Genomic DNA, 25,796 nt, shown 5'->3' on the forward strand with positions numbered 1-25,796 from the left:
AAGGGCCTCACCTTAAGCCCCTCATGGTTAAGCCTTAGTTCCCGATGCGCACGATCCTTGCAACGAAAAAGCCGTCGGTGCCGCCCTGCTCCGCCAGCGTGTCGGGCAGGGTGCGCAGCCAGCCGTCGGCGGTCGGCGCCATGCCGTCGGGCAGTTCGCTTGCCGTCACCGGCTGGGCCGCAAAATCGGGCCGTGCTTCCAGGAAGCGCGCCAGCTGCGCCTCGCCCTCGGCCTGTTCCAACGAGCAGGTGGCGTAGAGGATCGTCCCGCCCGGCTTCACCCAATCGGCGACGCGGGCCAGCAGTTCGCCCTGCAGTTCGGCCAGTTCCGTAATTTGCCGCGGGCCGATGCGGTGCAGCACGTCGGGATGACGGCGATAGATGCCGGTGGCGGTGCAGGGCGCGTCGAGCAGCAGCGCATCGACCGGCGCCTCCGGCGCCCATTGCCGCAGATCCGCCTGCACGACATCGGCCGACAAGCCGGTGCGTGCCAGATTCTCGCTCAGCCGCTCCAGTCGCTTCTTTGACTGGTCGACCGCAGTGACGGCCCAGCCGGCGGCGGCCAGCTGCATCGTCTTGCCGCCCGGCGCGGCGCACAGGTCCAGCACGGTCCGGCCTTCGCCCGCGCCCAGCAGCCGGGCCGGGCAGGAGGCGGCCAGATCCTGCACCCACCAGGCGCCTTCGGCAAAGCCGGGCAGGTCGGGCACGACCGCCCCCTCGGGCAGGCGGACATGGCCGGGCGCGAAGCTGGTGCCGCCCAGCGCCTCGACCCATTTGCCGGTCTCTGCCGGATCGCGCAGGCTGACATCGACCGGCGGGCGGACGGCATAGGCATGGGCGGCCGCCAGCGGCATCGCCTCGCCCCATTGCCCGGTCCAGCGTTCGGCAACGTCGGCGGGCAGGGTGGGCGGCACGGGCAGGCTCGGCTCGGCGCGGGTCACGGTGCCGAACACGCCATGGACCAGCTTGCGCGGCCCGCCGTCGACCAGCGGCAGCGCGGTGGCGATCGCCGCATGGGGCGCGGTGCCCAGCGCCAGCACCTGGATGAGCGCGATGCGCAGCACCATCCGCGCCTTGGCATCGGCGGGCAGGGGCTGCTTGGTCGCGCCGTCGATCAGCGCGTCGAGATCGGGCAAATGGCGCAACGTCTCGGCGACGATGGCATGGACCAGCGCGCGGTCGGCTCGGTCGGCCAGCCCCTGGGTCGCGCCATGCAGCGCGATTTCCAGCGGGTCGCCCCGACGCAAGACGGCGTCCAGCAGCTTCAGGGCCGCGCGGCGCGCGGGCAGGCCGGGGACATCATCGGCGCGCGGGGCACCGGAACGGGCGTTAGGACGACGGGACATCAGCGGCCCCTACGCGGTTTTGGCCCTGGGGTCATCTTCAAACGAAGCAGACGACCGTGTAGATCGCTGCCGCAAGCAGGCTGATGCTGGTGGCGACGCCGACCCACAGCGCCAACCAGTCCGACCGGCGTGGGCGCGGCACCATTCCCTTTGGCACCACCCGCAAGGAAGAGGGGATGCGTTTGCGGCCCAGCGTGGCGATTGCGATCGTCCGCCGGCCGATGGCGTGGAACAGGCGCGGCGTATGGCGGGAAAAGATATAGTCGACGGCAATATCGACAACCAGGCCGGCCGCCTCGCGCGCCACGAACCCGGCTGCGCGGAAGGCGAACTCGCCCATCTCGTCGACCGGCATCAGCGCCCGTGCGGGTCAAGGGCGCTGCGGCGCGGCTTGGGCACTGCCACCGGCGGCGCCACTGGAGACAGGGCCGATGCGCGCGTCGAAGTCTGCGACGGCATCGTCATGGGCGGCGGGCCGTCCTTCTGCCCCATATCCTGCGCAATCTCCTCGAGCGCGGCGATGCGCTTCTCCGTTGCCGGGTGGGTCGAGAACAACTCGCTCACATGCACCGGCACGATATAGAGCTGCGCGGCGGCGGGATTGCGCTCGGCCACCGGGTTGGGAATCAGCTCGGCCCGGCCGGAAATCTTGGCCAGGGCGGAGGCGAGCGCGCGCGGATTGCCGCTGATCTCCGCCCCGGCCTGGTCGGCGCCATATTCGCGGGTGCGGCTGATCGCCATCTGCACGATCATCGCGGCAAAGGGGGCGACGATCACCGCCAGCAAGGTCGCGATCATGTTGCTATGGCCATTCTCCTCATTGCCGCCGCGGAAGAAGAGGCCGAAATTGGCCAGCATCGAAATGGCACCGGCGATGGTCGCCACCATCGTCATGATCAGGGTATCGCGATTCTTCACATGGCCCAGTTCATGCGCCATCACGCCTGCCACCTCGTCGCGGGTCAGCATGTTGAGCAGGCCGGTGGTCGCCGCCACGGCAGCATTTTCCGGATTGCGGCCAGTGGCAAAGGCGTTGGGCGCATCCTGGTCGATCACATAGACGCGCGGCATCGGCAGGCCGGCGCGCTGGCTCAGCGCCTGGACCAGGCCGTAAAATTCGGGCGCGCTCTGCGCATCCACCTCGCGCGCATTGTGCATGGACAGCACGATCTTGTCGGCATTCCAGAAGGTGAACAGGTTCATCCCCGCCGCCACCAGCAGGGCGATGACCGCGCCGCCACTGCCGCCCAGCGTATAGCCCAGTGCCATGAACAGCGCCGTCAGCGCCGACAACAGCATCACCGTGCGAAAACCACTCACTTGCACATCGCTCCTTTGCGGCCCAGATAGCGGGCCTTCTACTGAATATGGGGTTGCCGCGCGCGCTCCGCAATCGAAAGGCCCGACATGGGACATTTCAACGGCAAGCGCCCGGCGCATGTGAAGGCGCCCGAGCATCTCTCCAAGAGCCCGCCCGTGCCCCAGCCCGACCCGGTCGACCACCAACCGGTGCTGGACGAGGAACTGAGCCCGGTCCGCTATGGCGACTGGGAGCGCAAGGGCATCGCCATCGATTTCTGATCTGGCGACTTCTGATCGGCCAGCGCTGAACGCAACTTGTTCGGCTTGCCGACGTTTCAGCACATATTCCGCTGGCCCGTGCCCGGCTAGCGGGCGAGCGCGATCCGTTGCTCTGGCCTTTCCGGCTGGGTCTGCGCAGATTCAGGGGCATGAGGAGTATGCGGGGCGTGAGCGCGGAATTGGCGCAGGACGACAAGGTGACGAAGCCGGTTGCGGCCTATGCGCCGGAAGATGCTGCATTATTGTGCGGTATCGGTCGGCTGGTCTGCGCCTGGACGATGCTGGAACAGAGTCTGGAGGCACGGCTGGCCGAGTTGCGGGAAACCATGGGCGACGTCCGCACCGTGGGCGCGCGCACGCGGCCGACCATGACCAAGCTGATGACCGAATTGCGCACGACCGTCGCGATGCGCGATCGACGCAACGCGGCCGGGCTGACCGAAATTGCGGAGGTCGAGCGCGATCTCCAGCGGATCGACCGTTTCCGTACCCTCATCATCGGCGGCTTTCAGCAGCCGTCACCTGAAGGCTTTCTGTGCCGCGACTTACGTAACAATGCTCAATATGTAAGCCTGGAGCATTTGGATAATGAAATTGCGGCGCTGGAACAGGTTGCACAGCGTCTTCTGACGATCTGACCCATAAAGACAAGTTGCCGTAGCGCTTGACCTTTTGCTCCCGGTTCGCGATCCCCCAAGCGAGCCGGCACTCATCGAGAACGGAGTCCCATGTCGAACAAACCGATTCGCAAAGCCGTCTTTCCTGTCGCCGGCCTTGGCACGCGTTTCCTGCCCGCCACCAAGTCGGTGCCCAAGGAGTTGCTGCCCGTGGTCGACCGTCCGCTGATCCAATATGCCGTGGATGAAGCGCGCGAGGCCGGGATCGAGCAGATGATCTTCGTCACCGGACGCGGCAAGGGCGCGATCGAGGATTATTTCGACATCGCCTTCGAATGCGAGATCACCCAGCGCGAGCGCGGCAAGGATCTTTCGGCGCTCGAAGGGACGCGCCTGGCGCCCGGCGATGCGGTGTTCCTGCGCCAGCAGGAGCCGCTGGGCCTGGGCCATGCCATCTGGTGTGCCCGCGATATCGTCGGTGACGAACCGTTCGCCATCATCCTGCCCGACGAGTTCATGAAGGGCGCGCCCGGCAATGGCTGCATGAAGCAGATGGTCGAGGCCTATGAAAAGGTCGGCGGCAACCTGGTCTGCGCGCTCGAAATCCCGATGGACCAGACGCCCAGCTATGGCGTGATCGATCCGGGCGCGCGCGACGGCGCCCTGACCGAGGTGAAGGGCCTGGTGGAAAAGCCCAAGCTCGGCACCGCCCCCTCCAACCTCATCCTGCCTGGCCGCTATATCCTGCAGCCCGACGTCATGAAGATCCTGGAAACCCAGGAAAAGGGTGCCGGTGGCGAGATCCAGCTGACCGATGCCATGTCATCGCTGATCGGCAAGCAGTCGTTCCACGGTGTCACCTTCGACGGCCGTCGCTTCGATTGCGGTTCCAAGGCCGGCTATATCGAGGCGAACCTCGCCCTGGCGCTGGAGCGCGAGGATATCGGCGCCCATATCCGCGACTTCGCGAAGGCCGAACTGGCCAACTAAGCTTCGATCTGCAGGGGTGGCCGCTGGTCGCCCCTGCTGACGGTCAGAGCAGGCGGACGGCCTGTGCCAGCAAAATCCCGATGCCCGACAGGGTGATGGTGCCCCCGATGGCCAGCTGCAGCGGGTGGACTATCTGTCGGATTGGCACACCGATGGCAGATTCAATTTTGCTCATGCAAATCATTATCGCATAATGCGAGCGGAGAGTCACATCCATCTCTCCACTCACACTGATGCAGCGGACCGATCATCATTCGTGATTTAAAGTCATGAATGATCGCAATGGCCGCCCTCAAATCAGTAACGCAACAACGGGCTCAAACTGTCAGCTTCGCTGTCAACTTTGCACAGTGGGCGACACATAATCGGCGTCGTGGATGAACGGCAGTGCCGCATCATTCGCCAGCGCCGTCAGAATCGCGGCAAAGTCCGTCTCGCAGCGAAAACCCATCTGGCGCTGCGCCAATCCCGCGTCATAGACCCGGCCGATCGACGCGGGCAGTTGCCAGCCGCGCCGGGCATATAGCTCTGCGGCTTCGGGAAAATGGCGCGCGATCACCGCTGCCGCATCGCGTTTCAGTTCGACGGCTTCCTCGCAGACGAAGGGCGTCGGCGCGGAAACCAGATAGGTTTCGCAGCGCGCCGGCGGCGTCCGTTCCAGCGCAACCAGATGCGCCCGCGCCGCATCCTCGACCGTCAGCCGGCGATGGAGAAATTCATTGGCCTTCAGATTCTGCCCCGTCAGGCTGGCGTCGCTGTCGTCATCCTCCGGGAAGAAGCGGGCAGTGCGCAAGATGGTGCAGCCGATGCCGCACTCCAGTTGCTGTACCCGGCACAGCCCCTCGGCCGCCAGCTTGGTCACGCCATAGATGTTGCGCGGCTCCAGCGGCCCGCTCTGCTCGTCGAGCCACACCGCCGCCTCGCCGGCCTCGTCGCATACTGCCTGACTGATCATCAGCGACGTGGTGGATGTCATGACGAAGCGGTCATGCCCAGCCGCGGTCGCTGCTTCCAGCAGGTTGCGCGTGCCGGTGACATTGACGTCGATGAAGGCCTGGGCGGGATAGCGGACGATGTCCGGCTTGTGCAGCGCGCCGCCATGGATCACCGCCTCGATCCCGCGCTCGGCAAAGACGCGCTCGATCAGCGCCCGGTCGGCGACCGATCCGATGATGTCGGTGCCCCGGCCTGACGCGACGTCCAGGCCGGTCACTGCATGTCCCGCCGCGCGCAGCATCGGCGCCAGGAAACGGCCCAGCCAGCCCGACGATCCGGTCAGCAGGACATGCATGTCAGGTCAATCCCTGTGGAAAGGACCGATCAGAACGGAACTTCGTCGTCCAGGTCGTTGTCGAAGTTCGGGCCGCCCTGACCGCCGCCCGAGGCGCGTCCGCCGCCGAAGCCGCCACCCTGGTTGCTGCCGCCCGACGAGCGCCCGCCACCAAAGCCGCCGCCACTGTTGCCGCCGCCGAAATCGTCGTAATCGCCGCCGCCAAAGCCGCCGCTGCTCGCGCCCCAATCGCTGACGCCCTGGTTGCCGCCGCCCGAGGAGCGCCCACCGCCATAGCCACCGCCCTGGCCGCCACCGCCGCCAGGCGCGCCGTCCAGCATGGTCAGCACCGCGCCGGGGCCCGACAGGGCGACCTCGGTGGTGTAGCGGTCATTGCCATTATTGTCCTGCCACTTGCGGGTGCGCAGCTGGCCCTCGATGTAGATCTTCGATCCCTTGCGCAGGAAGCGCTCGGCGACGCCGACCAGGCCTTCGGAATTGATGACGACGCTATGCCATTCGGTGCGCTCCTTGCGCTCCCCCGACATGCGGTCCTTCCAGCTTTCCGAGGTCGCGATCCGCAGGTTGCAGATCTTGCCGCCATTCTGGAAGCTCTTCACTTCCGGGTCGGCCCCCAGATTCCCGATGAGAATGACCTTGTTGACCGAGCCTGCCATGATTCCTCCGAAAGCACTAAAGGCGCCGTTATAGAAGCCTCGAAGAACAAAGCTAGGCCAAAGGCCAGCTGGGATCAGCCGAGTCCCATCGCGACTGCCGCCCAATATGTCACGCCCGCCGCGGCATAGGCCAGCACGAACAGATAACCGATCATGAACAGCGGCCATTTCCAGCCATTGGTCTCGCGCCTTGTGACGGCGATGGTCGAAATGCACTGCGGTGCGAACACGAACCAGGCCAGGAAGGCGAGGGCGGTGGCCAGGCTCCAGCGGCCGGCCAGCCGGTCGCCCAGTCCCTGTTCCAGCGCCTCGGCATCATCCTCGGCATCGATCGCATAGACGGTGGCGATGGCGGAGACCGCCACTTCGCGCGCCGCCATGCTGGGTAGCAGGGCGAGCGAAATGTCGCGGTTGAAGCCGATCGGCTCGACCAGAACATTGATGCCGCCCGCGATCCGCCCGGCGATCGAATATTCGCTCTGCTTCACGCCTTCGGGGGCATTGGGGAAGCTGGCCAGCACCCACAGCACGATATTGGTGGCCAGGATGATGGTGCCGGCGCGCTTCAGGAAGATGACGCCGCGCTGCCACAGGCCGATCAGGATATCCTGCGGCCGGGGCCACTGATATTTCGGCATTTCCATCAGGAATCCGCCGCTGCGGCCCTTGGCCACGGTCAGGCGCAGCGCCCAGGCGGCGAGCATGGCGCCGACGATGCCGGCGACATAGAGCAGGAACAGCACCAGCCCCTGCAGGCCGATGCCCGGCCCCACGCTGCGCGCCGGAATGAAGGCGGCGATGATCAGGCCATAGACCGGCAGCCGCGCCGAACAGGTCATCAGCGGCGCGATTAGGATCGTGGTCAGCCGGTCCTTGGGGTCGCTGATCGTGCGCGTTGCCATGATCCCCGGCACCGCGCAGGCGAAGGAGGAGAGCAGCGGGATGAACGCCCGGCCCGACAGGCCGACCTTGGCCATGATGCCGTCCATCAGGAAGGCGGCACGGGCCATATAGCCGGTCGCCTCCAGCGTCAGGATGAAGAAGAAGAGGATCAGGATCTGCGGCAGGAACACGATCACCGCGCCGACGCCGCCGACCACGCCTTGCAGCAGGAAGTCGTGGATGATGCCGGGCGGCAAAGTGTTCGTCACCGCCTCGCCCAGCGCCGTGACCCAACCTTCCAGCATGTCGGCGGGCACAGATGCCCAGGAAAAGACCGCCTGGAACATCACGAATAGCAGGCCCAGCAGAAGGGCGAGGCCCAGTACCGGATGCAGCGCGACCCGGTCGACCGCCGCGGTCAGCCGGCGCGACGGGGTTTCGCGCACGATCGCGGCGCGGGCGATGCGGCGGGCCTCGCGACGCACGGCGTCGAAATCCGGTTCGCCGGCGGAGGCGCGCAACATGCCCGTCTGGGCGCCGAGCAGCGTCTCCAGTTCGGTCTTGAGATGATCCAGGCCGCGCTTGCGCACCGCGACGGTGGAGACCACCGGCACGCCCAGTTCCTGCGCCAGCACATTGGCGTCCAGTTCCAGCCCGTCGCGGGTGGCGAGGTCGACCATGTTCAGCGCGACCACGGTGGGCAGGCCCAGTGCGATCAGTTCCAGCGCGAATCGCAGATGATTGTCGAGGTTCGACGCGTCGACCACGATCACCAGTGCATCGGGCAGCTTCTCGCCGGCCTGCTTGCCCAGCACGAAGTCGCGCGTCACCTGTTCGTCGGGGCTGGCCGGCGACAGGCTGTAGGTGCCGGGCAGGTCGACCAGTTCGACCGGCCGGCCGTCGGCCAGCGACAGGCGGCCCGCCTTGCGCTCCACCGTGACGCCCGGATAATTGCCCAGCTTCTGCCGCGCGCCGGTCAGCGCGTTGAACAGGGCGGACTTGCCCGCATTGGGATTGCCGACCAGCGCGACGAGAGGAAGACCGCTCATGCCTGCGCCTCCTGCGGGCCAGTGCTGACCTCCACGGCGGCGGCATGGGCACGCCGCATAGCCACCGTCATCCGCCCGATCTTCACCGCCAGCGGTCCACGACCCAGCAGGCCGCCATGATGCAGCGCCTCGACACTGGCGCCTTCGCACAGGCCGAACTCGCGCAGGCGCTGTCCTTCCACGGACGACAGCGACTCCCAGTCGATGGTTTCAACAAAAGCGGGTTGGCGTAGGGGCAGATCGGTCAGGCGCAAGGAGGATGGACTCTTAACCAGAAATCAGATTTGCGACTGACTATCAATTACGTCTGGTGAAGGCCAGCCCGAACTTCACACCGCCGGGTAGCGCAGCCGGCCGATGAAGCGCGACAGGCTGAGATGCTCGCCATCGCCCACGCCCTTGAACCGGGCCTTCATCTTCTCGAAACGCATGATCCCCTCGATCCGCCGGGCCAGGAAGGCGCGGCTATCGGCATGATCCTCGCTCTCGTCATTGACGAAGGTCAGCAGCGTCGCGGCATAGATGCTGCCCAGCGTTGCCCGCTTGCTATAATGGTTGAGGTCGGTGGCGGTGTCGCCCGCCGCGCGCCACATGATATCGGCGGCCTGCCAGCCCAGCTTGGCGGCGCGCACGGCATTGGCCGGCATCGCCAGGATCGCCTGCGCCCGGCGCAGCGCTTCGCGGTCGGGCGCAAGCAGGGCCAGGCGGGTTTCGATCAGCGCGCTGATCTTCTTGCGGATCGACATGGCGGCGAGCTTTTCGGGAGGCAGCACCTCCAGCATCCGGGCGTCGATGCTGGCGAACCAGGCCTCGATCATGCCCATGGCGCCGCCGTCGAAGGCCAGCGCGGCGACATCGGCATCGATGCCCTTTTCCGCCGCCGCCATCGCCACCGCTTCAGGCCGCCAGCCATCAAAGGCGGCGTGGCGCGGCAGTACCGGCGCCAGCAGTGCGCGGATTTCGTCCAGGGTCAGGTCTTGGGTCTGGTCGCTCATGGTCGTAACCTAGGCCCGTCGGGGCAGGCGCACAAGCACCAGTGCGATCGCCACGGCCACGCCGCCGACAATGTCGGTCGCGCTCAATGTTTCGCCGAACAGCAGCCAACCGGCCAGCGCGGCGACGGCGGGTTGCAGCAACAGGCTGAGCCCCAGCACCAGCGGCGAAAAGCAGCCGAGCGCATAGGTGAGCAACCCCTGGCCAACGATCTGGCTGGACAGGGCGAGGATGATGAGCGGCGTCCAGTCTTGCGGCATCACCGTTTCGCCCATCGCATTGGCGGCGAGCAGCAGCGGCAAGGCCCCGGCCGCACTGACGATCGCCAGCACCGACCAGCTGTCCAGCCGCTTGCGCGCGCCCTGGATCAGCAGCAGATAGGTGGTGTAGAGCAACCCGGCGAGCAGGCAGAACAGGTCGCCCTTCAGGTTGACAGGCGACAGCTCATAGCTGTTGCCCATCAATATGGCCGCGCCGATCGTGGCCAGGATCAGCGCGCCGATCTGCAGCTTCGATACATGCTCCCGCAGCACGATGAGGCCCCAGAGCGGCAGCATCAGTGCGCTCATATTGCCGAACAGCGTCGCGTTGGCGACCTTGGTATGGCCGATGCCCAGATGCCAGGCAGCCAGATCGGCAGCAAAGCAGACGCCGGCCAGAATCACGATCGTCCACTGGCCGCGCGACAAGCGGATCTTGCGCAGCTTCGGCAATGCCAGGATGAACAGGAAGGGCATGGCGATCGCCAATCGCCAGAAGGCGGCGGCCACCGGCCCGACATCGGCCAGCCGCACCAGCACCGGGCCCAGTGCCAGAATGATATTGGCCAGGATCAGCGCCGGAAAAGCGAGTTTGGGCGTTGCGATATGCGCCATGGGGGTTGAAGCGGCCATGGCGGCTCCCTAGCTGGCTTTCTGCATCAAGTCCCGTTGCAAATTGCAACGTTCGTGAGGGAGGTTTCATGACCACTATTTTCGATCCGATAAAGCTCGGCGCCGATACCGCCGCCAACCGCGCCATCATGGCGCCGCTCACCCGTGGCCGCGCCACCCGCGATCATGTCCCGACCCCGATCATGGTCGATTATTATGCGCAGCGCGCCTCGGCCGGCCTCATCATCAGCGAGGCGACCGGCATTTCGCACCAGGGCCTGGGCTGGCCCTATGCACCGGGCCTCTGGTCCGACGAACAGGTCGCGGCCTGGAAGCCGGTCACCCAGGCCGTGCATGACAAGGGCGGGCTGATCGTCGCCCAGCTCTGGCACATGGGCCGCGCCGTCCATTCGGCCGTCACCGGCGAGCAGCCGGTTTCCTCCAGTGCCACCGCGACGCCGGGCGATGCCCATACCTATGAGGGCAAGAAGCCCTATGAGGTCGCTCGTCCGCTCGCCATCGACGAAATTCCCGGCATCATCGCCGACTATGTGAAGGCGGCCAACAATGCGATCGCCGCCGGCTTCGACGGGGTCCAGATCCACGCCGCGAATGGCTATCTGATCGACCAGTTCCTGCGCGACAACAGCAATTTTCGCGATGACATCTATGGCGGCAGCATCGAAAATCGCGTCCGCCTGCTGCGTGAAGTGACTCAGGCGGTGGTCGATGCGATCGGCGCCGATCGCGTGTCCGTGCGCCTGTCGCCCAATGGCGATACCCAGGGCGTCAATGACAGCAATCCCGAGCCGCTGTTTGCCGCCGCCGCCGATGTGCTGAACCAGATCGGCATCGCCTTCCTCGAACTGCGCGAGCCCGGCCCGGACGGCACCTTCGGCGCCACCGACGTGCCGCGCCTGTCGCCGCTGATACGCCAGCATTTCAAGGGGCCGCTGGTTCTCAACAGCGATTATGGGCTTGATCGTGCGCAGGCCGATCTCGCCTCTGGCCTGGCCGACGCGATCAGCTTTGGTCGTCCCTTCCTCGCCAATCCCGATCTGGTCGATCGCCTGCGGGAAGGCGCGCCGCTGACCCCGGCGCAGATGGCGACCTTCTACAGCCAGGGCACGGAAGGTTATACCGACTATCCGACCCTGGCCGAGGAAAAGGCGGCCGCCTGATCCCTCTTCACCCATGAAGAAGGGCGCGTTCCTCGCGGAGCGCGCCCTTCCTTGTGTCTGCCGAAAGGCCGCTGATCAGATCGCGAAACGCTCGCGCAGGCCCAACATGGCGATCGCTGCCTTGGCCGCTTCGCCGCCCTTGTCCTTCTGGTCGGGACGGGCGCGGACCAGGGCCTGCTCCTCATTCTCGACGGTCAGGATGCCGTTGCCGATTGCGATAGCATCCATGCTCAGTGCCATCAGGCCGCGCGCGCTTTCGTTCGACACCACTTCGAAATGATAGGTTTCGCCGCGGATCACCACGCCGATCGCGACGAAGCCGTCATAGCGACCGGTCTCGGCTGCCAGTGCGATCGCACCGGGGATTTCCAGCGCCCCCGGAACGGTCACCACCTCATATTTGTGGCCGGCTTCGTCCAGCGCGGCCTTCGCGCCTTCGATCAGCAGGTCGTTGAGATGGTCGTAGAAGCGGGCTTCGACGATGAGAAACTTGGCCATGCGAATATCCTTCAGAGCTCGATCGGACGCTGCCCAACCACGGCCAGGTCATAGCCGTCAAGGGCGATCAGGCTGTGCTGGGTGTTGCTGAGCAGGATCATGTCATGCACGCCCAGCTCCGCCAGGATCTGCGCGCCTACGCCATAGTCGCGCAGTTCGTCCATGCCACCGGGCTGCTTGCCGGCATGGGCCTGGATCATCCGGGTCAGCATGTCGGGTTCGCCGTCACGCAGCAGCACGACCACGCCGGCGCCTTCCTTGGCGATGATGTCCATCGACCGGGCCAGCACGTCGCCGCGCGGCCCTTCGCCGCCGAAAATGTCGCTCAGCGGGGCCAGCTGATGCATGCGCACCAGGGTCGGCTGGTCGGGGTCGACCTTGCCCTTCTGCAGCACCAGCTGTTCCGACTTGGTCGCCTTGTTGAAGAAGGTGATCGCCTTCCATTCGCCGCCCCACTTGCTTTCAAAGACGGTTTCGGCGCGGCGCTCGACGACATGGTCGTGGCGGCGACGATAGGCGATCAGGTCGCGGATCGTGCCGATCTTCATCTTGTGCTTGGCGGCGAAGGGGATGAGGTCGTCGAGGCGCGCCATCGTGCCGTCATCCTTCATCACCTCGCAGATGACGCCGGACGGGTTGAGGCCGGCGAGGCGGGCGACATCGACGGCGGCCTCGGTATGGCCGGTGCGGACCAGCACGCCGCCGTCCTTGGCGATCAGCGGGAAGATATGGCCCGGCGTGACGATGTCCTGCTTGCTCTTGCCGGAATCGATCGCGACGGAAACGGTACGGGCGCGGTCGGCGGCGCTGATGCCAGTGGTGACGCCTTCGCGCGCCTCGATCGATACGGTGAAGGCGGTTTCATGGCGGGTGCCGTTGTTGCGGCTCATCAGGTCCAGGCCCAGTTCTTCAACCCGGCCCTTGGTCAGCGCCAGGCAGATGAGGCCGCGGCCATGGGTAGCCATGAAATTGATCGCGTCGGGGGTCGCCATCTGGGCGGGGATGACCAGATCGCCTTCATTTTCGCGATCCTCGTCATCGACCAGGATGAACATGCGGCCGTTGCGGGCCTCGTTGATGATTTCCTCGGGGCTGGCAAGTGCGGTGCCGCCCTCTCGCTTCAGCAGATAGGCTTCCAGCTTGCCCAGCGTCTCGGCCGTCGGGTTCCAGTCGCCTTCGCCCAGCTTGCGCAGGCTGTTGGCGTGCAGGCCGGCGGCGCGCGCCAGACCCGATCGGGACATGCCGCCATCGGTAACGAGGGCGCGGACGGAATCGATAAGCGAGGACGACATAAACACTCCTTCCCGGATCGGGTATGAGAGTTATATCACACTGCAATGTGATTTCTTCAAGGGTGAAATCACATCATTTGCTGCGAAGGCTCTGCATCCGGTCGAGATAGCGGGCCAGCACATCGATCTCCAGGTTGAACGCCCGGCCGTCGGGCAGGCTGTCCAGCGTGGTGGCGATCGCGGTGTGCGGGATGATGTTGAGGCCGAAATGGACGCTGCCGTCGGGCTGGTCCTCGACGCTGTTCACGGTCAGCGAGATGCCGTCCAATGTGATCGATCCCTTGGCGGCCAGTGCGGCGGCCAGTTCGGCCGGTGCGCTGATGACCAGGCGGATCGAATCGCCCTCGCGGCTGGCCGACACCAGATGGCCGATGCCGTCGACATGGCCGGTGACGATATGGCCGCCCAGTTCGTCGCCGACCTTCAACGCGCGTTCCAGGTTAAGCTTGCCGCCGTGCGCCCACAGGCCCGGCGCGGTGCGGGCGACGGTCTCGGCCGACAGGTCGACCGCGAACCAGCCCGGCCCCTTTTCCACCACCGTCAGGCAGGCGCCCGAACAGGCGATCGATGCGCCGATCGCCACCGTCTCCATGTCATAGCCGCTTTCGATGACCAGGCGCAGGTCGCCGCGCTGCTCATGGGTGCGGATGGTGCCGATGTCGGTGATGATGCCGGTGAACATGGTGCCCAGATCCTTGGGAAAGAAATTTGCGCTGATCTAGGCGCTGCGCGTCCGCGCGTAAACCTCCAGCCGGTCCGGGCCGAACTGACGCTGATCGGTCTGGTGCCAGCGCCCATGGGCATCGGCCAGGTCGGTCAGGCCGATATCGCCGATCCCGGCCAGGCCCGATCCGATCAGGATCGGCGCGCGATAGAGCAGCAGCCGGTCGATCAGATCGGCGCGCAGGAAGGCGGCGGCGGTCTCGGCGCCGCCCTCGATCATCAGATGATCGACCCGGTCGAGCGTCGCGATATCCTCCGGATCGGCAATCGCGCTCCAGCCTTCGGGCGCCGGGCCGCGGCTCAGCAGCAGCCGGCGGGGCGATCGATCTTCCAGCCCCGGCAGGCGCACGTCCAGACTGGGCGCATCGGCGCGCAGCGTGCCGCCGCCGACCAATATGGCGTCATGCCGTGCCCGCTCCAGATGGGCATGGGCACGGGCATCCGGCCCGGTGATCCAGCGACTCGAGCCGTCAGCGAGGGCGATCCGCCCGTCGAGCGAGAGTCCCAGCTTCAGCGTCACTGCCGGGCGCCCCCGAGTCTGGCGCAGCACGAAGCCGCGCATCGCCTCGGCGGCCTCGGCCGCCATCAGCCCCATCTCGACCGCAACGCCACGCTCGCGCAGCCAGGCTGCGCCCTGGCCATCGGTGCGTGGATCGGGATCGCGCAGCGCAATCACGACTCGGGCGACGCCGGCCCGCGCCATCAGGTCGGCGCAGCGCGGCCCGCGCGGGCTCAGGTGAAAACAGGGCTCCAGCGTCACATAGGCGGTGGCACCTTCGGCCCGGTCCAGCGCCTCGTCCAGCGCCTGTGCCTCGGCATGGGGGCGGCCGCCCCTTTGGGTCCATCCTCGGCCGACGACATGGCCGTCGCGCACGATCAGGCAGCCGACATTTGGGTTGGGCGTGGACAAGCCCCGGCCACGTTCCGACAGGGCGATCGCCGCCGCCATGTAGCGACGGTCAGCGGCGACGTCGGTGGTCATGGTCAGGGTTTGGCGGTCGCCGCGTCGACCTTCTGCTCGGCCTCCGCCTTGGCCAGCCGCTGGTCCAGCAAGCCATTGATCTGGCGGACGGCCTCCTTGCGCCGTGCGGTGTTGCGGGCCTCTTCGTCGCGCCATTCGATGCCGAATGCGTCGGCAAAGCCCTGCATCTTCTTCTGCTGCTTGACGAGGGCCGCCTCGCGCTTGGCGAAGTCGATCTTCTGCTGCAGGATCACCGCCGCGTCGGAACGGTTCGCATCCCAACTCTGGACATAGATGATCTTGTTGCGGGTCGGCATCGTGTTGGTGTTCGCATCGACGATGAAGGCCCAGACGATCACATAGGTGAAGGCCGCGGACACACCGAGCAGCGGCCATTTATGCTGGCGCTGCTGCCGGAAATAGCTCCAGAAATCACCAAAGGCGCTCTTGGGAGAAACGGGACGGGGAAATATCGCCATGCCGCGCTTATAGGGCAGGGCGGGCGCGGATGCAAAATGATCCATCGAACATCCCTCAATGAAGGAACGGGCGGGGCTAGCCCGCCCGTCCTTTGTTCAGCGATCGATCAGGGTGAAGCGCACGGTCAGCGTCTTGACGCTGCTCACCGCGACGCCGTCGCGCGTTGCCGGCCGGAAGCGCCATTTGCGCAGCGCATGCTTCTGGGTCGCGAGCCAGAAACTCTCGTCGGTCGCCGAAATCTTGACGATGTCGCTGACGCGCCCTTCCGGGCTGATGGTGACACGCACGGTGACGTTGCCTTCCAGCCCCTGGCGGATCATCGCGCCGGGATAATCGGGCTGGAAAGAACCCAGTGCGTTTGGCGCTATCGTCGCATCGACAAGCACCGGAACATGTAACGGGGGCAAAGGCGGATCGATGACCGTCCCGGCTCCGGAGCCGTCAAAGGGCGAGGATGGGCCGGTTTCGACCGTCGTCCCCGTCGGGACGGGCATCGGCACAATCGGATCGGTGATGGTCGGCTTTTGCGGCAGCGGGTTGGTCTGGACCGTCTGGGTGGTCGGTTCCGGTGGTGCCGGTTCAGGCGGCGGGGGCAGCGGTACGGGATAGCCGGTGATCGGCGGCGTCGGGCGGACCCAGTCGATGACCTCCTTGGGCATCAGCAGGAAGGCGCCGACCACAACGGCATGGACCGCAATTGCCCCGCCGATCCCGATCGGTGATTTGCGCCGCGCGGCATAGCCCGACCGGGTCGCATCCTGTGTCGGTTGCATCGTCATATACATGGACTGCACCCTCCTCTCGTGGCGCCGTCTCTCCGGCAACCATGAAATGATACAACATCAAAATATGATATGTTGCAACGTCAATTTTCAAAGGGGCGATGCGCCTGAAATATTCGCGTCGCCTCGGGACATATCGGGGCAATGCGGCGATGCGAGACACTGCGGCAACGCAAATCCAGGAACCCCGATGCGCCTTCCCACGATGCTGCTATTGTCGACCCTGTTGCTGCCGGTGCCACTGTTCGCCCAGCAGCCAGCCGACCTGTCCGCGCGCACGGAAGGTCCGCATGACGGCGGGGCACGACCCGATGGGCCCTGGGCTGCCGATGCCGACGGTGATGGCCGGATCACGCGGGACGAGATGCAGGCCTGGCTCGACCGCCGCTTTTCGGCGATGGATTCGGATGGCGATGGGGCGATTTCAGCTGACGCCATGCAGCAGATGCTGGGCCATCAGCGCGGCCCGCGGCAGGAAGGGCAGGGCGAACGCCGGCATGGCCGTGGCGGCCCCGGTGGCGCCGGCGGCCCCCCGCCGGGAGGACCACCGCCCGGCGGCCAGCGTGGCGACGCCGCTCCACCCCCACCTCCGGGCCGCGCCATGCCCTATCCCGAGGATGGCAATGAGGATGGCGTGATCGATCGCGCCGAATTTTCCGCGCCGTCGCTCGCCATGTTCCATGATCTCGACCGCAATGGGGACGGCGTGCTGAGCGCCGACGAGTTACCGCCATCGCCGCCGCCGCCCGGCAGAGAGGGCGGTCCCGAAGACTGACGTTCAGTTAGGAACCGGAAGCCGTCTCCTCTGTGCGACCGGTTCCGGTCGGGGCGCGTCGTTTTTGGCCCGATGCGCCCCGACCATTTCTCAGAAGAATGTGTCGATCGCGTGGATCACCAGCCCCACCAGCCCGCCGACCAGCGTGCCGTTGATGCGGATATATTGCAGGTCCCGGCCGACCGCATTCTCCAGCCGGCTGGTGACCGTTCCGGCATCCCATCCGCGCACCGTCTCGCTCACCAGCTTGACGATCGAATCGCCATAGGTCGCCGTGGCGCCGACCGCGCCGCGCCGCACGAAGCGATTGATCACGAGTTTCAGCCGCGCATCCTCCTGCAGGGTGCCACCCAGTTGCTGCAACGCCTCGCCCAGTCGCCCCGCCATCGCCTTGCCCGGATCGCGCACCGCACGCAGCAGGCCGGTGCGGGCCTGTTCCCACATCCCCTCGATCCAGCGCTGCATCGCCGGATTATCGAGTATCTCGTCTCGAATTTTCGCGGCCTTCGCCTGCATCTCGATGTCGAACTGCAGGTCGAAGGCGAGCTTGGCCATGCCTTCCTCGGCCTTGAGGCGCAGGCTGTGACCGGGATCGGCGGCCATGTCCGCCAACAACTTGCGCAGGCCGCCGAGAATCGCATTGGCCAGATTTTCGTCCAGCCCGGTCCAGCGCAGCACCGTGCCCGCGCGCTCATGCACCATCTGGCGGATCAGATGGTCATTCGCCTCCAGCGCCCTATCTGCCCACTGGATGATGCCATCCATCACCGGCGCATGGCGGCCGTCGCGCATCGCGGCCTCGATTGCTTGCCCCACCAGCGGGCCGACATTGATAGCGCGCAGCCGCTGGCCGATCGCGCCCTTCACCATGCCGCCCAGTCGTTCCTGATCCAGCGCCTCCAGCATGTCGGCGAGCAGCCGGGACGCGCCGACACGCAGTCGCCCGTCGCCGGCGGACGGGCTGGCCAGGAAGCGACCGGCCGCGCCGGCCACGTCCATGCCGCGCATCCGCCGAGCGACGACGGCCGGGGTCAGGAAATTGTCACGCAGGAAGATCGCCAGCGTGTCGCCGATCCGGTCCTTGTTGCGCGGAATGATCGCCGTATGCGGGATTGGCAGGCCAAGCGGATGGCGGAACAGGGCGGTGACCGCGAACCAGTCCGCCAGGCCGCCGACCATCGCCGCCTCGGCAAAGGCCTGGACGAAGCCGATCGCGGGGTGGAGATGGACGGTGGCGCGCGCCGCGATGAAGATCGCCGCCATCGCCAGCAACATCCCCGTCGCCACCAGCCGCATGCGCCGCGCGGGATGGGCGGCGGCGTCGAGGGGCGAACGGGGCATGCGCAGCAGCTTCATGGCGGTGAAACGGTTACGCGCCCGTTTCGTTCAGGCAAGCCCCATATTTTGCCATGAGGCTGCCCGCGCGATCCCGGCCCCTTATTCAGCCGGCTGGGCATGGCTGCCCGAATGGCCGTCGTGCGACTTGTGGGTCAGGAAGCGGCGGCTGAGCCGCGGCCCGGCCCATTGTTCGACACCCAGCGCCAGGCTGAACACGGCCGGCACGATCACCAGCGTCAGCACCGTCGACAGCAGCAGGCCGCCGATCACGGTGATGCCCATCGGTGCTCGCCAGGCGGCGTCACCCGACAGCGACAGGGCCGTCGGCACCATGCCCGCGACCATCGCGACCGTGGTCATCACGATCGGCTGCGCACGCTTGTGGCCGGCATCGAGAATCGCCTCCTGCTTGGGCACGCCCTTTTCCATTTCCTCCAGCGCGAAGTCGATCACCAGGATCGAGTTCTTGGCGACGATGCCCAGCAGCATCAGCAGGCCGATGAACACCGGCAGCGACATGGGCTGGCCGGCAATGTGCAGCGCGATCGCCCCGCCCAGCGGTGCCAGCAGCAGCGACCCCAGGTTCACGAAGGGCGGCATGATCCGCTTGTAGAGCAGCACCAGCACCGCCAGCACCAGCATGATGCCGGAGAAGACGGCGATCACGAAGTTGGTCAGCATTTCCGCCTGGAACTTGCTGTCGCCTGCCTCGATCTTCTGCACGCCCTGGATGCGGCCTTCCTTGATGGCCTTCATCGTCGGCAGTTCGTTGATCTTCTGGTTGGCCTGGCTGGTGACGATGCCCGGCGCCAGGTCCGCGCCGACGACGACGCGGCGGATCTGGTTGTAGCGGCGAATCTGCGTCGGGCCTGCGCCAAAGCTGATGTCGGCTACCACCTTGAGCGGGACCGAGCCGCCCGACACCGTCGGCACCGGCATATTCTCGATCGTGGCGATATCCTTGCGGCTATCCTCGGCCAGGGCGACGCGGATCGGGATCTGGCGATCGGACAGCGAGAATTTGGCGACATTCTGGTCGATGTCGCCGATCGTGGCGATGCGGATCGACTGGCTGAGTGCGGCCGTCGTCACGCCCATGCTGGCGGCCAGGTCGAGGCGCGGCTTGATGATGATTTCGGGCCGTTGCATGTCGCCCTGCACGCGCGGTGCGCGCAGTTCGCGGATGCCGGCCATTTCATGCACCAGCTGGTTGGCGGTCTTTTCCAGCAGCTCCGGATCGTCCGAACCATACATCATGATGATGTCGCGGCCGAAGCCGCCGCCCGACTGCGACTGGAAATTGACCCGTGCGTCGGCGATCGTCTGGAACTTGGGCGCGATCTTGCGTTCCCAATCCACCGACGACATCGGCCGGGTCTTCTTGAGCGTCAGGAAGATGTCGGCGCTGGTCGGCTCGATATCGGCAAAGGCGGCCTCGACCACATCCGTGTCGGCCGCCAGCATGTCGGCAACCTTGCGGGTAATGGCGGTGGTCTGTTCCAGCGTGCTGCCCGGCACGGTTTCGATCTTCACCTGGCTGAAATCGGTGTTGATCGTCGGCTGGAAGGTCATGGGCAAAGTGCCAAAGGCGAACAGGGTCGCCACGAAGGCGAGCATGCCGATGCCCAGCGTCCACACGCGATGGTCGACGAAGAAGGCGACGAAGCGGTTGCGGAAACCGCCGCGCGCGCGCCGTGCCTTTGCCTTGCGCTGGTCCAGCGACCAGTGGAGCACGCTCATATAGCGGTCCATCAGCCAGCCCTCGCCATGGCTCGCCTCGCCATGGGCCTTCAGGAAATAGGCTGCGATCATCGGCGTGATCAGGCGCGCCACGGCCAGGCTCATCAGCACCGACACGACCACGGTCATGCCGAACTGGATGAAGAACTGACCCGAAATGCCCGGCATCAGTGCGACCGGCAGGAACACCGCGACGATCGCCATGGTGGTCGCCAGCACGGCCAGGCCGATTTCGTCGGCTGCGTCGATCGACGCCTGATAGGCCGATTTGCCCATGCGCATGTGGCGCACGATATTCTCGATTTCCACGATCGCGTCATCGACCAGCACGCCCGCCACCAGGCTCAATGCCAGCAGCGAAATGCCGTTCAGCGTAAAGCCCAGCATGTCCATGAACCAGAAGGACGGGATCGCCGACAGCGGGATGGCGAGGGCAGAGATCATCGTCGCGCGCCAGTCGCGCAGGAACAGGAAGACGATGACGACCGCCAGCACTGCGCCCTCGATCATCGCCGACATGGCACTGTGATACTGGCCGCGTGTATATTCGACGCTCGAATAGAGCTGCTTGAACTGGACCTTGGGATTTTCCTTCTTGAGCTTGTCCAGCACCTTCATGGCATCGTCATAGACGGTGACGTCGGACGATCCCTTGGCCTTTTCCAGGCTGAAGCTGGTCACCTGCCGGCCGTTCATTAGCGCCAGGCTGCGCTGTTCGGCATACATGTCGCGAACATCGGCAATATCGGCCAGCTTGACCGTGCGGCCGCCGGAAATGGCGATCTGGGTCTGGCCCAGATCATGGGCGTTGCGCGCATTGCCCAGCACGCGGATCGACTGTTCGGCACCGGCAATTTCGGTGCGGCCGCCGGCCGCGTTGATGTTGACCTGGCTCAGCTGCGCATTCACCTGGGCGGCGGTGACGCCATAGGCCTGCAGGCGGGCAGGATCCAGAATGACGCGGATCTCGCGGCTGACGCCGCCGCCGCGCCGCACCGCTGCCATGCCGCTGACAGACAGCAATCGCTTGGCGACCGTATTGTCGACATACCAGGACAGTTCCTCCAGCGTCATGTCGGTCGCTTCGGCGCTGAAATAGGCGATCGGGCCACCATCCACGTCGATGCGCTGGACCTGCGGTTCCAAAATGCCGTCGGGCAGGTCGCTACGAATCTGGTCGACGGCATTCTTGACGTCGTTGACCGCGCGATCGACCGGCGTGCCGATCTTGAACTGGACATTGGTCAGCGACTGTCCTTCGGACGCGAAGGAGGTGATGTCCTCGACCCCGCTGATGCCGCGCACAGCGGCCTCGACCCGCTGGGTCACCTGGGTTTCCAGTTCGGTCGGCGCGGCGCCCGGCTGGGACACGGTGACGCTGACCATGGGGAAGCTGATGTCGGGATTTTGGTTGATGTCCATCCGCAGGAAGCTGACGACACCGGCCAGCATCAGCGCGGCGAACAGGACCAGCGGCGGCACCGGATTGCGGATCGCCCATGCGGAGATATTGCGAAAACTCATGACGGGCTTCCCTCACCGGACGCCACCGCGCCCGCTTCCAATATTGTTAGTCCTGCCGGTCCGGGCATGGTGACCCGGCCGGGACCATTGCGTCAGCGCGCCTTGAGCGCTTCCGGCTTCACCTTCTGCCCCACGGTCAGGAAGGCGCCGGCTGACGTCACGATGCGCTCGGCGCCGGTGATGCCGCTGGTGATGGCGACGCCCGTGTCGGACACCTGGCCCACCTTCACGTCGCGCCGTTCGACCTGGTTCTTGCCGTTGACGATATAGACATAGCTGCCCTTGGCGTCGCTCTGCACAGCCGATTCCGGCAGCAGCGGGGCATTGCCCGAGCCGCTGGTGATCGTCGCCGACGCGAAACCGCCGGGGCGGATCGCGTCATTATAGGCGACCGCGATGCGAGCGATGCCCTGGCGGGTCTGCGGATCGACGACCGGCGATACCTGCCAGACGCGACCGCTGAAATGCTGGTTGCTGCCGACCGGGGTCACGGTCGCGCTGTTGCCGGCGCGCAGCGTTGCCAGATCGGCTTCGGCCACCTGCGCCTGCATTTCCATCTCGCCATCCTTGGCCATGCGGAACAATGTGCCGCCGCCGGCCTGGACGATCTGGCCGGGCTCGACCGTGCGGGTCAGCACCAGCCCGGATGCCGGCGCGCGGATGTCCAGGCGGCCGGTGCGGGCGCGCTGTTCGGCCAGTTGCGCCTCGGCCACGCGGACCTGGGCGACGGCCTGGTCACGAGTTGCGGTGCGCTGGTCGATGTCGGCGGCGCTGATGAAGCCACGGCCGACCAATGCCTTGGCGCGTTCCAACTGGGCCTGGGCCAGCTTGGCATTGGCGCGCTGCACCTCGACCTGGGCGGCCAGCGAATTGACCTGCTCGCTCTGGACCGAGCGTTCGACGGTAGCCAGCACCTGGCCGGCACGGACCCAGTCGCCCGGTTGCACCAGCACGCGCGTCACCATGCCGCCTTCGCCGACCACGCCGACCGGCATGTCGACACGGGCGGCCAGCGATCCGGTGCTGCTCACGGTGCGGGCAACCATCGTCTGGCCGGGGGTCAGTACGGTCACGACCGGTGCCTGCGGAGCGGCGTCGGGTGCGGCGGCATCCTTGCCACGCATCGACAGCGCGACAGCCACCGCCACCAGCGCAACCGCAACAACGCCACCGATGATCAGCAGCCGGCGGCGACGGCGAATCCGGTCTTCGTCATCGACCAGGATCGCGGACGATTCGCCCGTCAGCGTAGTTTCGTAATTCATGCCGTTTCCATCTCTCCGGCGGGTTCCGCCCAAACTCGGAACTGTGTTATATGAATATATCACCGCCCTCAAGCCCCAATATCACGCTTGGACGGGCCTTCGCAAAGCCAATTGTGCTGATGCGAAAGGGCTGGCGGGCTCTTGCATCTTGTCCGTCTCTTGCCAAAGGGGCCGGACTATGTCGCTATGCCGCGCCTTGGGGCGGGTTGGCTAATATAAGAGGATGCGCACCATGGAATTGCTGGGATGGATCATGACGGGCCTGCTCGCGGGGGCATTGGCGCGGCTGGTCATGCCGGGCCGCGATCCGGGGGGCTGCGTCGTCACCATCCTGTTGGGCATGGCCGGGGCCTTGCTGGCGGCCTTTGTCGGGCAGATCATGGGCTTTTATGCACCGGGTCAGCGTGCCAGCTTCATCGCCGCCGTGCTGGGCGCGATCGCGGTGCTGGCGCTCTATCGCTGGTTCAGCGTCCGGCGCTGACGCAAAAAGGCCGCGTCCTTTTGGGAAGGACACGGCCTTTAATATGGAATGTCCGGTCGTTAGCGGACCGATCCGCGCCGTACCAGGTTGACGATCGCCAGCAGGATGACCGCACCCAATAGCGAAACGAGGAAGCTGTAGAGCGTCAGTCCGGCATTGTTGATCGAGCCGCCACTGAAGATCAGGCCGCCGATGAAGGCGCCGACGATGCCGACGACGATGTTCAGCAGGATGCCCTGCTGCGCATCGGTGCGCATGATCATGCTGGCGAGCCAGCCAATGATGCCGCCGACGATAAGCCACAAGATGATGCCCATGTTACTCTCCTTGACCACACCCCCAACGGGTTTGCTGGCTATTCAACCCGGAACATGGCTTCGCGTTCCCGCACAAAATGATTCCGCCTTGGAAACCATCCCCGACCCGCAACGCGAAAGGGGCCGCCGGACGGTCTGTCCGGCGGCCCCCGCATCATTTTCTACGGTGTCCGCCCGTCGGCGGCACCCGATCTCTCAATATTTCTGCTGCCGCTCGTAGAGCGACTTATAATATTGGATGCGCGTGACGCGCAGGCCATGCATGCCCGAACGGTCCACCGCGCGTTGCCAGCTGGCAAATTCTTCCAGCGTCAGACTGTAGCGGGCGCATGCTTCGTCCACGGTCAGCAGACCTCCATTGACGGCAGCGACGACTTCTGCCTTGCGACGCACCACCCAGCGAGTGGTGTTCACGGGCGGCAGATTTTCCAGCGTCAGGGGTTCGCCGAGCGGTCCTACGACCTGTGCAGGCCTGATTTTCTGGTTCTCTATCATCTTTACCCTCAATTAGCGGCATTGGCGTTGCCGAATTCAGCAGCGAAACCTCGTTGTCACATCAGCCCTGAAGATCGGCTAAAGCCCCAAGGTAAACACAGGCTTCATCATCCTTGCCCCACCCCTAAATGGCTCGCGATCAGCGGGTTAAAGCTTCCTGCGAGACGAACGGCTTCGATCTTGCCGTCGGAACGTGGCGCGAAAACCTCGGCCAGTTCCTGAATCCAGTCCTCCATCCCGTCCTGCCCCCGCAGGACGCCCGCGACCGCCAAGGCCGTGGGACTGGCCGCCTGCGCCGCAGCCGAAGCCGCCCGCAGGAAAGGCCAGGCCGGGACGCGTGCCCGGCCTGTCGGCCTTGTCAGGGCGGGTTTCAGCCCGCCTGTCCGGAGAAAACTCAGATCCATGACCAGGCTTCTACCGGGCTAATCGATAAGGTCCGGTAAATGCCGGACACATTTTCGTCATCGAAACGATGCGCCTCTTGGGGAAGATGCTGGAACGCGGCGCCGCCTGCGACTATATGGGCGGCCATGCAGCCCGAATTTCAGCTCCCAGAGCCGCTCTCGCAGCGGCGCATTGTCGTTGCCATGTCCGGCGGCGTGGACAGCAGCGTCGTCGCCGCGCTCGCCGCGAAGACCGGCGCGGAAGTGATCGGCGTGACGCTCCAGCTTTACGATCATGGCGCGGCCGTCGGCCGTACCGGCAGCTGTTGCGCGGGGCAGGATATCCGCGATGCGCGCGCCGTCGCCGACCGCATCGGCATTGCGCATTATGTCTTTGATTATGAAAGCCAGTTTCGCGATTCGGTGATCGCCGACTTTGCCGATGAATATATGGCCGGCCGCACCCCCATCCCGTGCGTGAAATGCAATATGGGGGTGAAGTTCACCGACCTGTTCCAGATCGCGCGAGACCTGGGTGCCGACTGTCTGGCGACCGGTCATTATGTTCGCCGGGTCGAAGGGCCGCAGGGCGCGGAACTGCACCGCGCCGCCGATCCGGCGCGCGACCAGAGCTATTTCCTGTTCGCCACGACTCAGGCCCAGCTCGACTATCTGCGTTTCCCGCTGGGCGGCCTGCCCAAGCCGCAGGTGCGCGAGATCGCCGCCGAACTCGGCCTGTCGGTGGCGTTGAAGCCCGACAGCCAGGACATCTGCTTCGTGCCCGATGGCGATTATGCCAAGATCGTGCGCAAGCTGCGCCCCGATGCGGACGAGGGCGGCGACATCGTCCATGTCGATGGCCGGGTGCTGGGCCGGCACAAGGGGCTGATCCATTATACGGTCGGCCAGCGCAAGGGGCTGGAAATTGGTGGCCAGGCCGAACCGCTCTATGTCGTGCGGCTCGATGCCGAAGGACGGCGGGTGATCGTCGGGCCGAAGGTCGCGCTGGCCGTGTCGGGCGCGCGCCTCAGCGACATCAACTGGCTTGGTCGCGATTTTACCGGGCCTTTGACGGCCAAGGTCCGCTCCATGGCCAAGCCGGTTCCGGCGCGCCTCGAAGGAGACCGGCTGATCTTCGACGCGCCCGAATATGGTGTCGCGCCAGGGCAGGCGGCGGTTCTCTACGCCGGCGATCAGGTGCTGGGCGGCGGCTGGATCGCCGCGACCGAGGCTGCGCTGGCCGAGGCCGCCTGAGCCGGCGGCACGGCCAATTGTGACATTTATA

General features: G+C 65.8%; 29 protein-coding genes. 7 read left to right on the forward strand and 22 right to left on the reverse strand.

Annotated elements, in window-relative coordinates; translation table 11 throughout:
- Window positions 1-34: 34 nt before the first annotated feature.
- From AC13EK_RS06035 to htpX, 3 genes are read right to left on the reverse strand one after another with little or no spacing between them, the layout of a single operon-like run.
- The gene (locus AC13EK_RS06035; RefSeq protein ID WP_069336384.1) at window positions 35-1,345 is read right to left on the reverse strand and encodes an RsmB/NOP family class I SAM-dependent RNA methyltransferase; all 1,311 of its coding nucleotides are present in this window, start codon (window positions 1,343-1,345) and stop codon (window positions 35-37) included.
- Window positions 1,346-1,382: 37 nt separating this feature from the next.
- Window positions 1,383-1,700, reverse strand: coding sequence for a hypothetical protein (locus tag AC13EK_RS06040; RefSeq protein ID WP_037522111.1), 318 nt, complete (start codon window positions 1,698-1,700; stop codon window positions 1,383-1,385).
- The gene (gene htpX, locus AC13EK_RS06045; protein WP_069336383.1) at window positions 1,700-2,644 is read right to left on the reverse strand and encodes a zinc metalloprotease HtpX; all 945 of its coding nucleotides are present in this window, start codon (window positions 2,642-2,644) and stop codon (window positions 1,700-1,702) included. The genes AC13EK_RS06040 and htpX overlap by 1 nt, the downstream gene beginning before the upstream one ends.
- A 108-nt stretch (window positions 2,645-2,752) precedes the next feature.
- Here htpX and AC13EK_RS06050 point away from each other — a divergent pair, with 108 nt between their 5' ends.
- The 3 genes from AC13EK_RS06050 to AC13EK_RS06060 all read left to right on the forward strand — a co-directional run bounded on the left by AC13EK_RS06050 (window position 2,753) and on the right by AC13EK_RS06060 (window position 4,533).
- Window positions 2,753-2,926, forward strand: coding sequence for a DUF1674 domain-containing protein (locus AC13EK_RS06050; RefSeq protein ID WP_069336382.1), 174 nt, complete (start codon window positions 2,753-2,755; stop codon window positions 2,924-2,926).
- A 158-nt stretch (window positions 2,927-3,084) separates the two neighbouring features.
- A complete protein-coding gene (locus tag AC13EK_RS06055; RefSeq protein WP_069336381.1) occupies window positions 3,085-3,564 on the forward strand; it encodes a hypothetical protein in 480 nt (159 codons plus the stop codon).
- A 90-nt stretch (window positions 3,565-3,654) separates the two neighbouring features.
- Window positions 3,655-4,533, forward strand: coding sequence for a UTP--glucose-1-phosphate uridylyltransferase (locus AC13EK_RS06060; RefSeq protein WP_069336380.1), 879 nt, complete (start codon window positions 3,655-3,657; stop codon window positions 4,531-4,533).
- Between the two features lie 43 nt (window positions 4,534-4,576).
- Here AC13EK_RS06060 and AC13EK_RS06065 read toward each other — a convergent pair whose 3' ends face one another.
- The 7 genes from AC13EK_RS06065 to AC13EK_RS06095 form a co-directional block, all read right to left on the reverse strand.
- Complete coding sequence (locus AC13EK_RS06065; RefSeq protein ID WP_268801831.1) at window positions 4,577-4,708, reverse strand: hypothetical protein; 132 nt, start codon at window positions 4,706-4,708, stop codon at window positions 4,577-4,579.
- Window positions 4,709-4,870: 162 nt separating this feature from the next.
- Window positions 4,871-5,824 (reverse strand): NAD-dependent epimerase/dehydratase family protein, encoded by a 954-nt coding sequence (locus AC13EK_RS06070; protein WP_069336379.1) that lies wholly within the window; start codon window positions 5,822-5,824, stop codon window positions 4,871-4,873.
- A gap of 29 nt (window positions 5,825-5,853) precedes the next feature.
- Window positions 5,854-6,480 (reverse strand): single-stranded DNA-binding protein, encoded by a 627-nt coding sequence (ssb, locus tag AC13EK_RS06075; RefSeq protein WP_069336378.1) that lies wholly within the window; start codon window positions 6,478-6,480, stop codon window positions 5,854-5,856.
- A 74-nt stretch (window positions 6,481-6,554) separates the two neighbouring features.
- On the reverse strand, window positions 6,555-8,411 hold the full coding sequence (gene feoB / locus AC13EK_RS06080) for a ferrous iron transporter B (protein WP_069336377.1): 1,857 nt from the start codon (window positions 8,409-8,411) through the stop codon (window positions 6,555-6,557).
- Window positions 8,408-8,665, reverse strand: coding sequence for a FeoA family protein (locus AC13EK_RS06085; protein ID WP_037521316.1), 258 nt, complete (start codon window positions 8,663-8,665; stop codon window positions 8,408-8,410). Before AC13EK_RS06085 ends, feoB begins: the two co-directional genes overlap by 4 nt.
- A 75-nt stretch (window positions 8,666-8,740) precedes the next feature.
- A complete protein-coding gene (locus AC13EK_RS06090; protein WP_069336376.1) occupies window positions 8,741-9,406 on the reverse strand; it encodes a COQ9 family protein in 666 nt (221 codons plus the stop codon).
- 9 nt (window positions 9,407-9,415) lie between these two features.
- Window positions 9,416-10,297, reverse strand: a complete 882-nt coding sequence (locus tag AC13EK_RS06095; RefSeq protein WP_069336375.1) for a DMT family transporter — start codon at window positions 10,295-10,297, stop codon at window positions 9,416-9,418.
- Between the two features lie 68 nt (window positions 10,298-10,365).
- Here AC13EK_RS06095 and AC13EK_RS06100 point away from each other — a divergent pair, with 68 nt between their 5' ends.
- Window positions 10,366-11,457 carry an alkene reductase gene (locus tag AC13EK_RS06100; RefSeq protein ID WP_069336374.1) on the forward strand — a complete coding sequence of 364 codons (1,092 nt, stop codon included), beginning with the start codon at window positions 10,366-10,368 and terminating at the stop codon, window positions 11,455-11,457.
- Window positions 11,458-11,532: 75 nt separating this feature from the next.
- On the opposite strand, the gene ribH is transcribed toward AC13EK_RS06100, so the two are convergent.
- From ribH to AC13EK_RS06130, 6 genes are all read right to left on the reverse strand, one after another.
- Window positions 11,533-11,955: a 6,7-dimethyl-8-ribityllumazine synthase gene (gene ribH / locus AC13EK_RS06105; RefSeq protein ID WP_017501105.1), complete on the reverse strand. Its 423-nt coding sequence runs from the start codon at window positions 11,953-11,955 to the stop codon at window positions 11,533-11,535.
- 11 nt (window positions 11,956-11,966) lie between these two features.
- On the reverse strand, window positions 11,967-13,247 hold the full coding sequence (gene ribB, locus AC13EK_RS06110; RefSeq protein WP_069336373.1) for a 3,4-dihydroxy-2-butanone-4-phosphate synthase: 1,281 nt from the start codon (window positions 13,245-13,247) through the stop codon (window positions 11,967-11,969).
- A gap of 73 nt (window positions 13,248-13,320) precedes the next feature.
- A complete protein-coding gene (locus AC13EK_RS06115; protein WP_069336372.1) occupies window positions 13,321-13,929 on the reverse strand; it encodes a riboflavin synthase in 609 nt (202 codons plus the stop codon).
- Between the two features lie 36 nt (window positions 13,930-13,965).
- Complete coding sequence (gene ribD, locus AC13EK_RS06120; protein WP_069336404.1) at window positions 13,966-14,919, reverse strand: bifunctional diaminohydroxyphosphoribosylaminopyrimidine deaminase/5-amino-6-(5-phosphoribosylamino)uracil reductase RibD; 954 nt, start codon at window positions 14,917-14,919, stop codon at window positions 13,966-13,968.
- 35 nt (window positions 14,920-14,954) lie between these two features.
- On the reverse strand, window positions 14,955-15,455 hold the full coding sequence (locus tag AC13EK_RS06125) for a hypothetical protein (RefSeq protein WP_004208853.1): 501 nt from the start codon (window positions 15,453-15,455) through the stop codon (window positions 14,955-14,957).
- A gap of 51 nt (window positions 15,456-15,506) precedes the next feature.
- On the reverse strand, window positions 15,507-16,196 hold the full coding sequence (locus AC13EK_RS06130; RefSeq protein ID WP_069336371.1) for an energy transducer TonB: 690 nt from the start codon (window positions 16,194-16,196) through the stop codon (window positions 15,507-15,509).
- Between the two features lie 187 nt (window positions 16,197-16,383).
- On the opposite strand from AC13EK_RS06130, the gene AC13EK_RS06135 reads away from it, so the two are divergent.
- Window positions 16,384-16,968, forward strand: coding sequence for a hypothetical protein (locus tag AC13EK_RS06135; protein WP_069336370.1), 585 nt, complete (start codon window positions 16,384-16,386; stop codon window positions 16,966-16,968).
- A gap of 90 nt (window positions 16,969-17,058) precedes the next feature.
- Here the strand turns inward: AC13EK_RS06135 and AC13EK_RS06140 are convergent, their stop codons facing one another.
- The 3 genes from AC13EK_RS06140 to AC13EK_RS06150 form a co-directional block, all read right to left on the reverse strand.
- The gene (locus tag AC13EK_RS06140) at window positions 17,059-18,324 is read right to left on the reverse strand and encodes a DUF445 domain-containing protein (RefSeq protein ID WP_069336369.1); all 1,266 of its coding nucleotides are present in this window, start codon (window positions 18,322-18,324) and stop codon (window positions 17,059-17,061) included.
- Window positions 18,325-18,405: 81 nt separating this feature from the next.
- A complete protein-coding gene (locus AC13EK_RS06145) occupies window positions 18,406-21,570 on the reverse strand; it encodes an efflux RND transporter permease subunit (RefSeq protein WP_097384716.1) in 3,165 nt (1,054 codons plus the stop codon).
- Between the two features lie 92 nt (window positions 21,571-21,662).
- A complete protein-coding gene (locus AC13EK_RS06150; RefSeq protein ID WP_069336367.1) occupies window positions 21,663-22,835 on the reverse strand; it encodes an efflux RND transporter periplasmic adaptor subunit in 1,173 nt (390 codons plus the stop codon).
- A gap of 232 nt (window positions 22,836-23,067) precedes the next feature.
- Between AC13EK_RS06150 and AC13EK_RS06155 the strand changes: the two genes are divergently transcribed.
- Window positions 23,068-23,316 carry a GlsB/YeaQ/YmgE family stress response membrane protein gene (locus AC13EK_RS06155; RefSeq protein WP_069336366.1) on the forward strand — a complete coding sequence of 83 codons (249 nt, stop codon included), beginning with the start codon at window positions 23,068-23,070 and terminating at the stop codon, window positions 23,314-23,316.
- A 59-nt stretch (window positions 23,317-23,375) separates the two neighbouring features.
- Here AC13EK_RS06155 and AC13EK_RS06160 read toward each other — a convergent pair whose 3' ends face one another.
- From AC13EK_RS06160 to AC13EK_RS06170, 3 genes are all read right to left on the reverse strand, one after another.
- Entirely contained in the window at window positions 23,376-23,633 is a 258-nt protein-coding gene (locus AC13EK_RS06160; protein WP_004208845.1) for a GlsB/YeaQ/YmgE family stress response membrane protein, read from the reverse strand.
- Window positions 23,634-23,828: 195 nt separating this feature from the next.
- Window positions 23,829-24,128, reverse strand: a complete 300-nt coding sequence (gene sciP, locus AC13EK_RS06165) for a CtrA inhibitor SciP (RefSeq protein WP_004208844.1) — start codon at window positions 24,126-24,128, stop codon at window positions 23,829-23,831.
- A 107-nt stretch (window positions 24,129-24,235) separates the two neighbouring features.
- A complete protein-coding gene (locus AC13EK_RS06170) occupies window positions 24,236-24,364 on the reverse strand; it encodes a hypothetical protein (protein ID WP_289305503.1) in 129 nt (42 codons plus the stop codon).
- Window positions 24,365-24,658: 294 nt separating this feature from the next.
- Between AC13EK_RS06170 and mnmA the strand changes: the two genes are divergently transcribed.
- Window positions 24,659-25,765 (forward strand): tRNA 2-thiouridine(34) synthase MnmA, encoded by a 1,107-nt coding sequence (mnmA, locus tag AC13EK_RS06175; RefSeq protein ID WP_010336936.1) that lies wholly within the window; start codon window positions 24,659-24,661, stop codon window positions 25,763-25,765.
- Window positions 25,766-25,796 lie beyond the last annotated feature (31 nt).

It is taken from the genome of Sphingobium sp. L-44, from assembly GCF_056859495.1.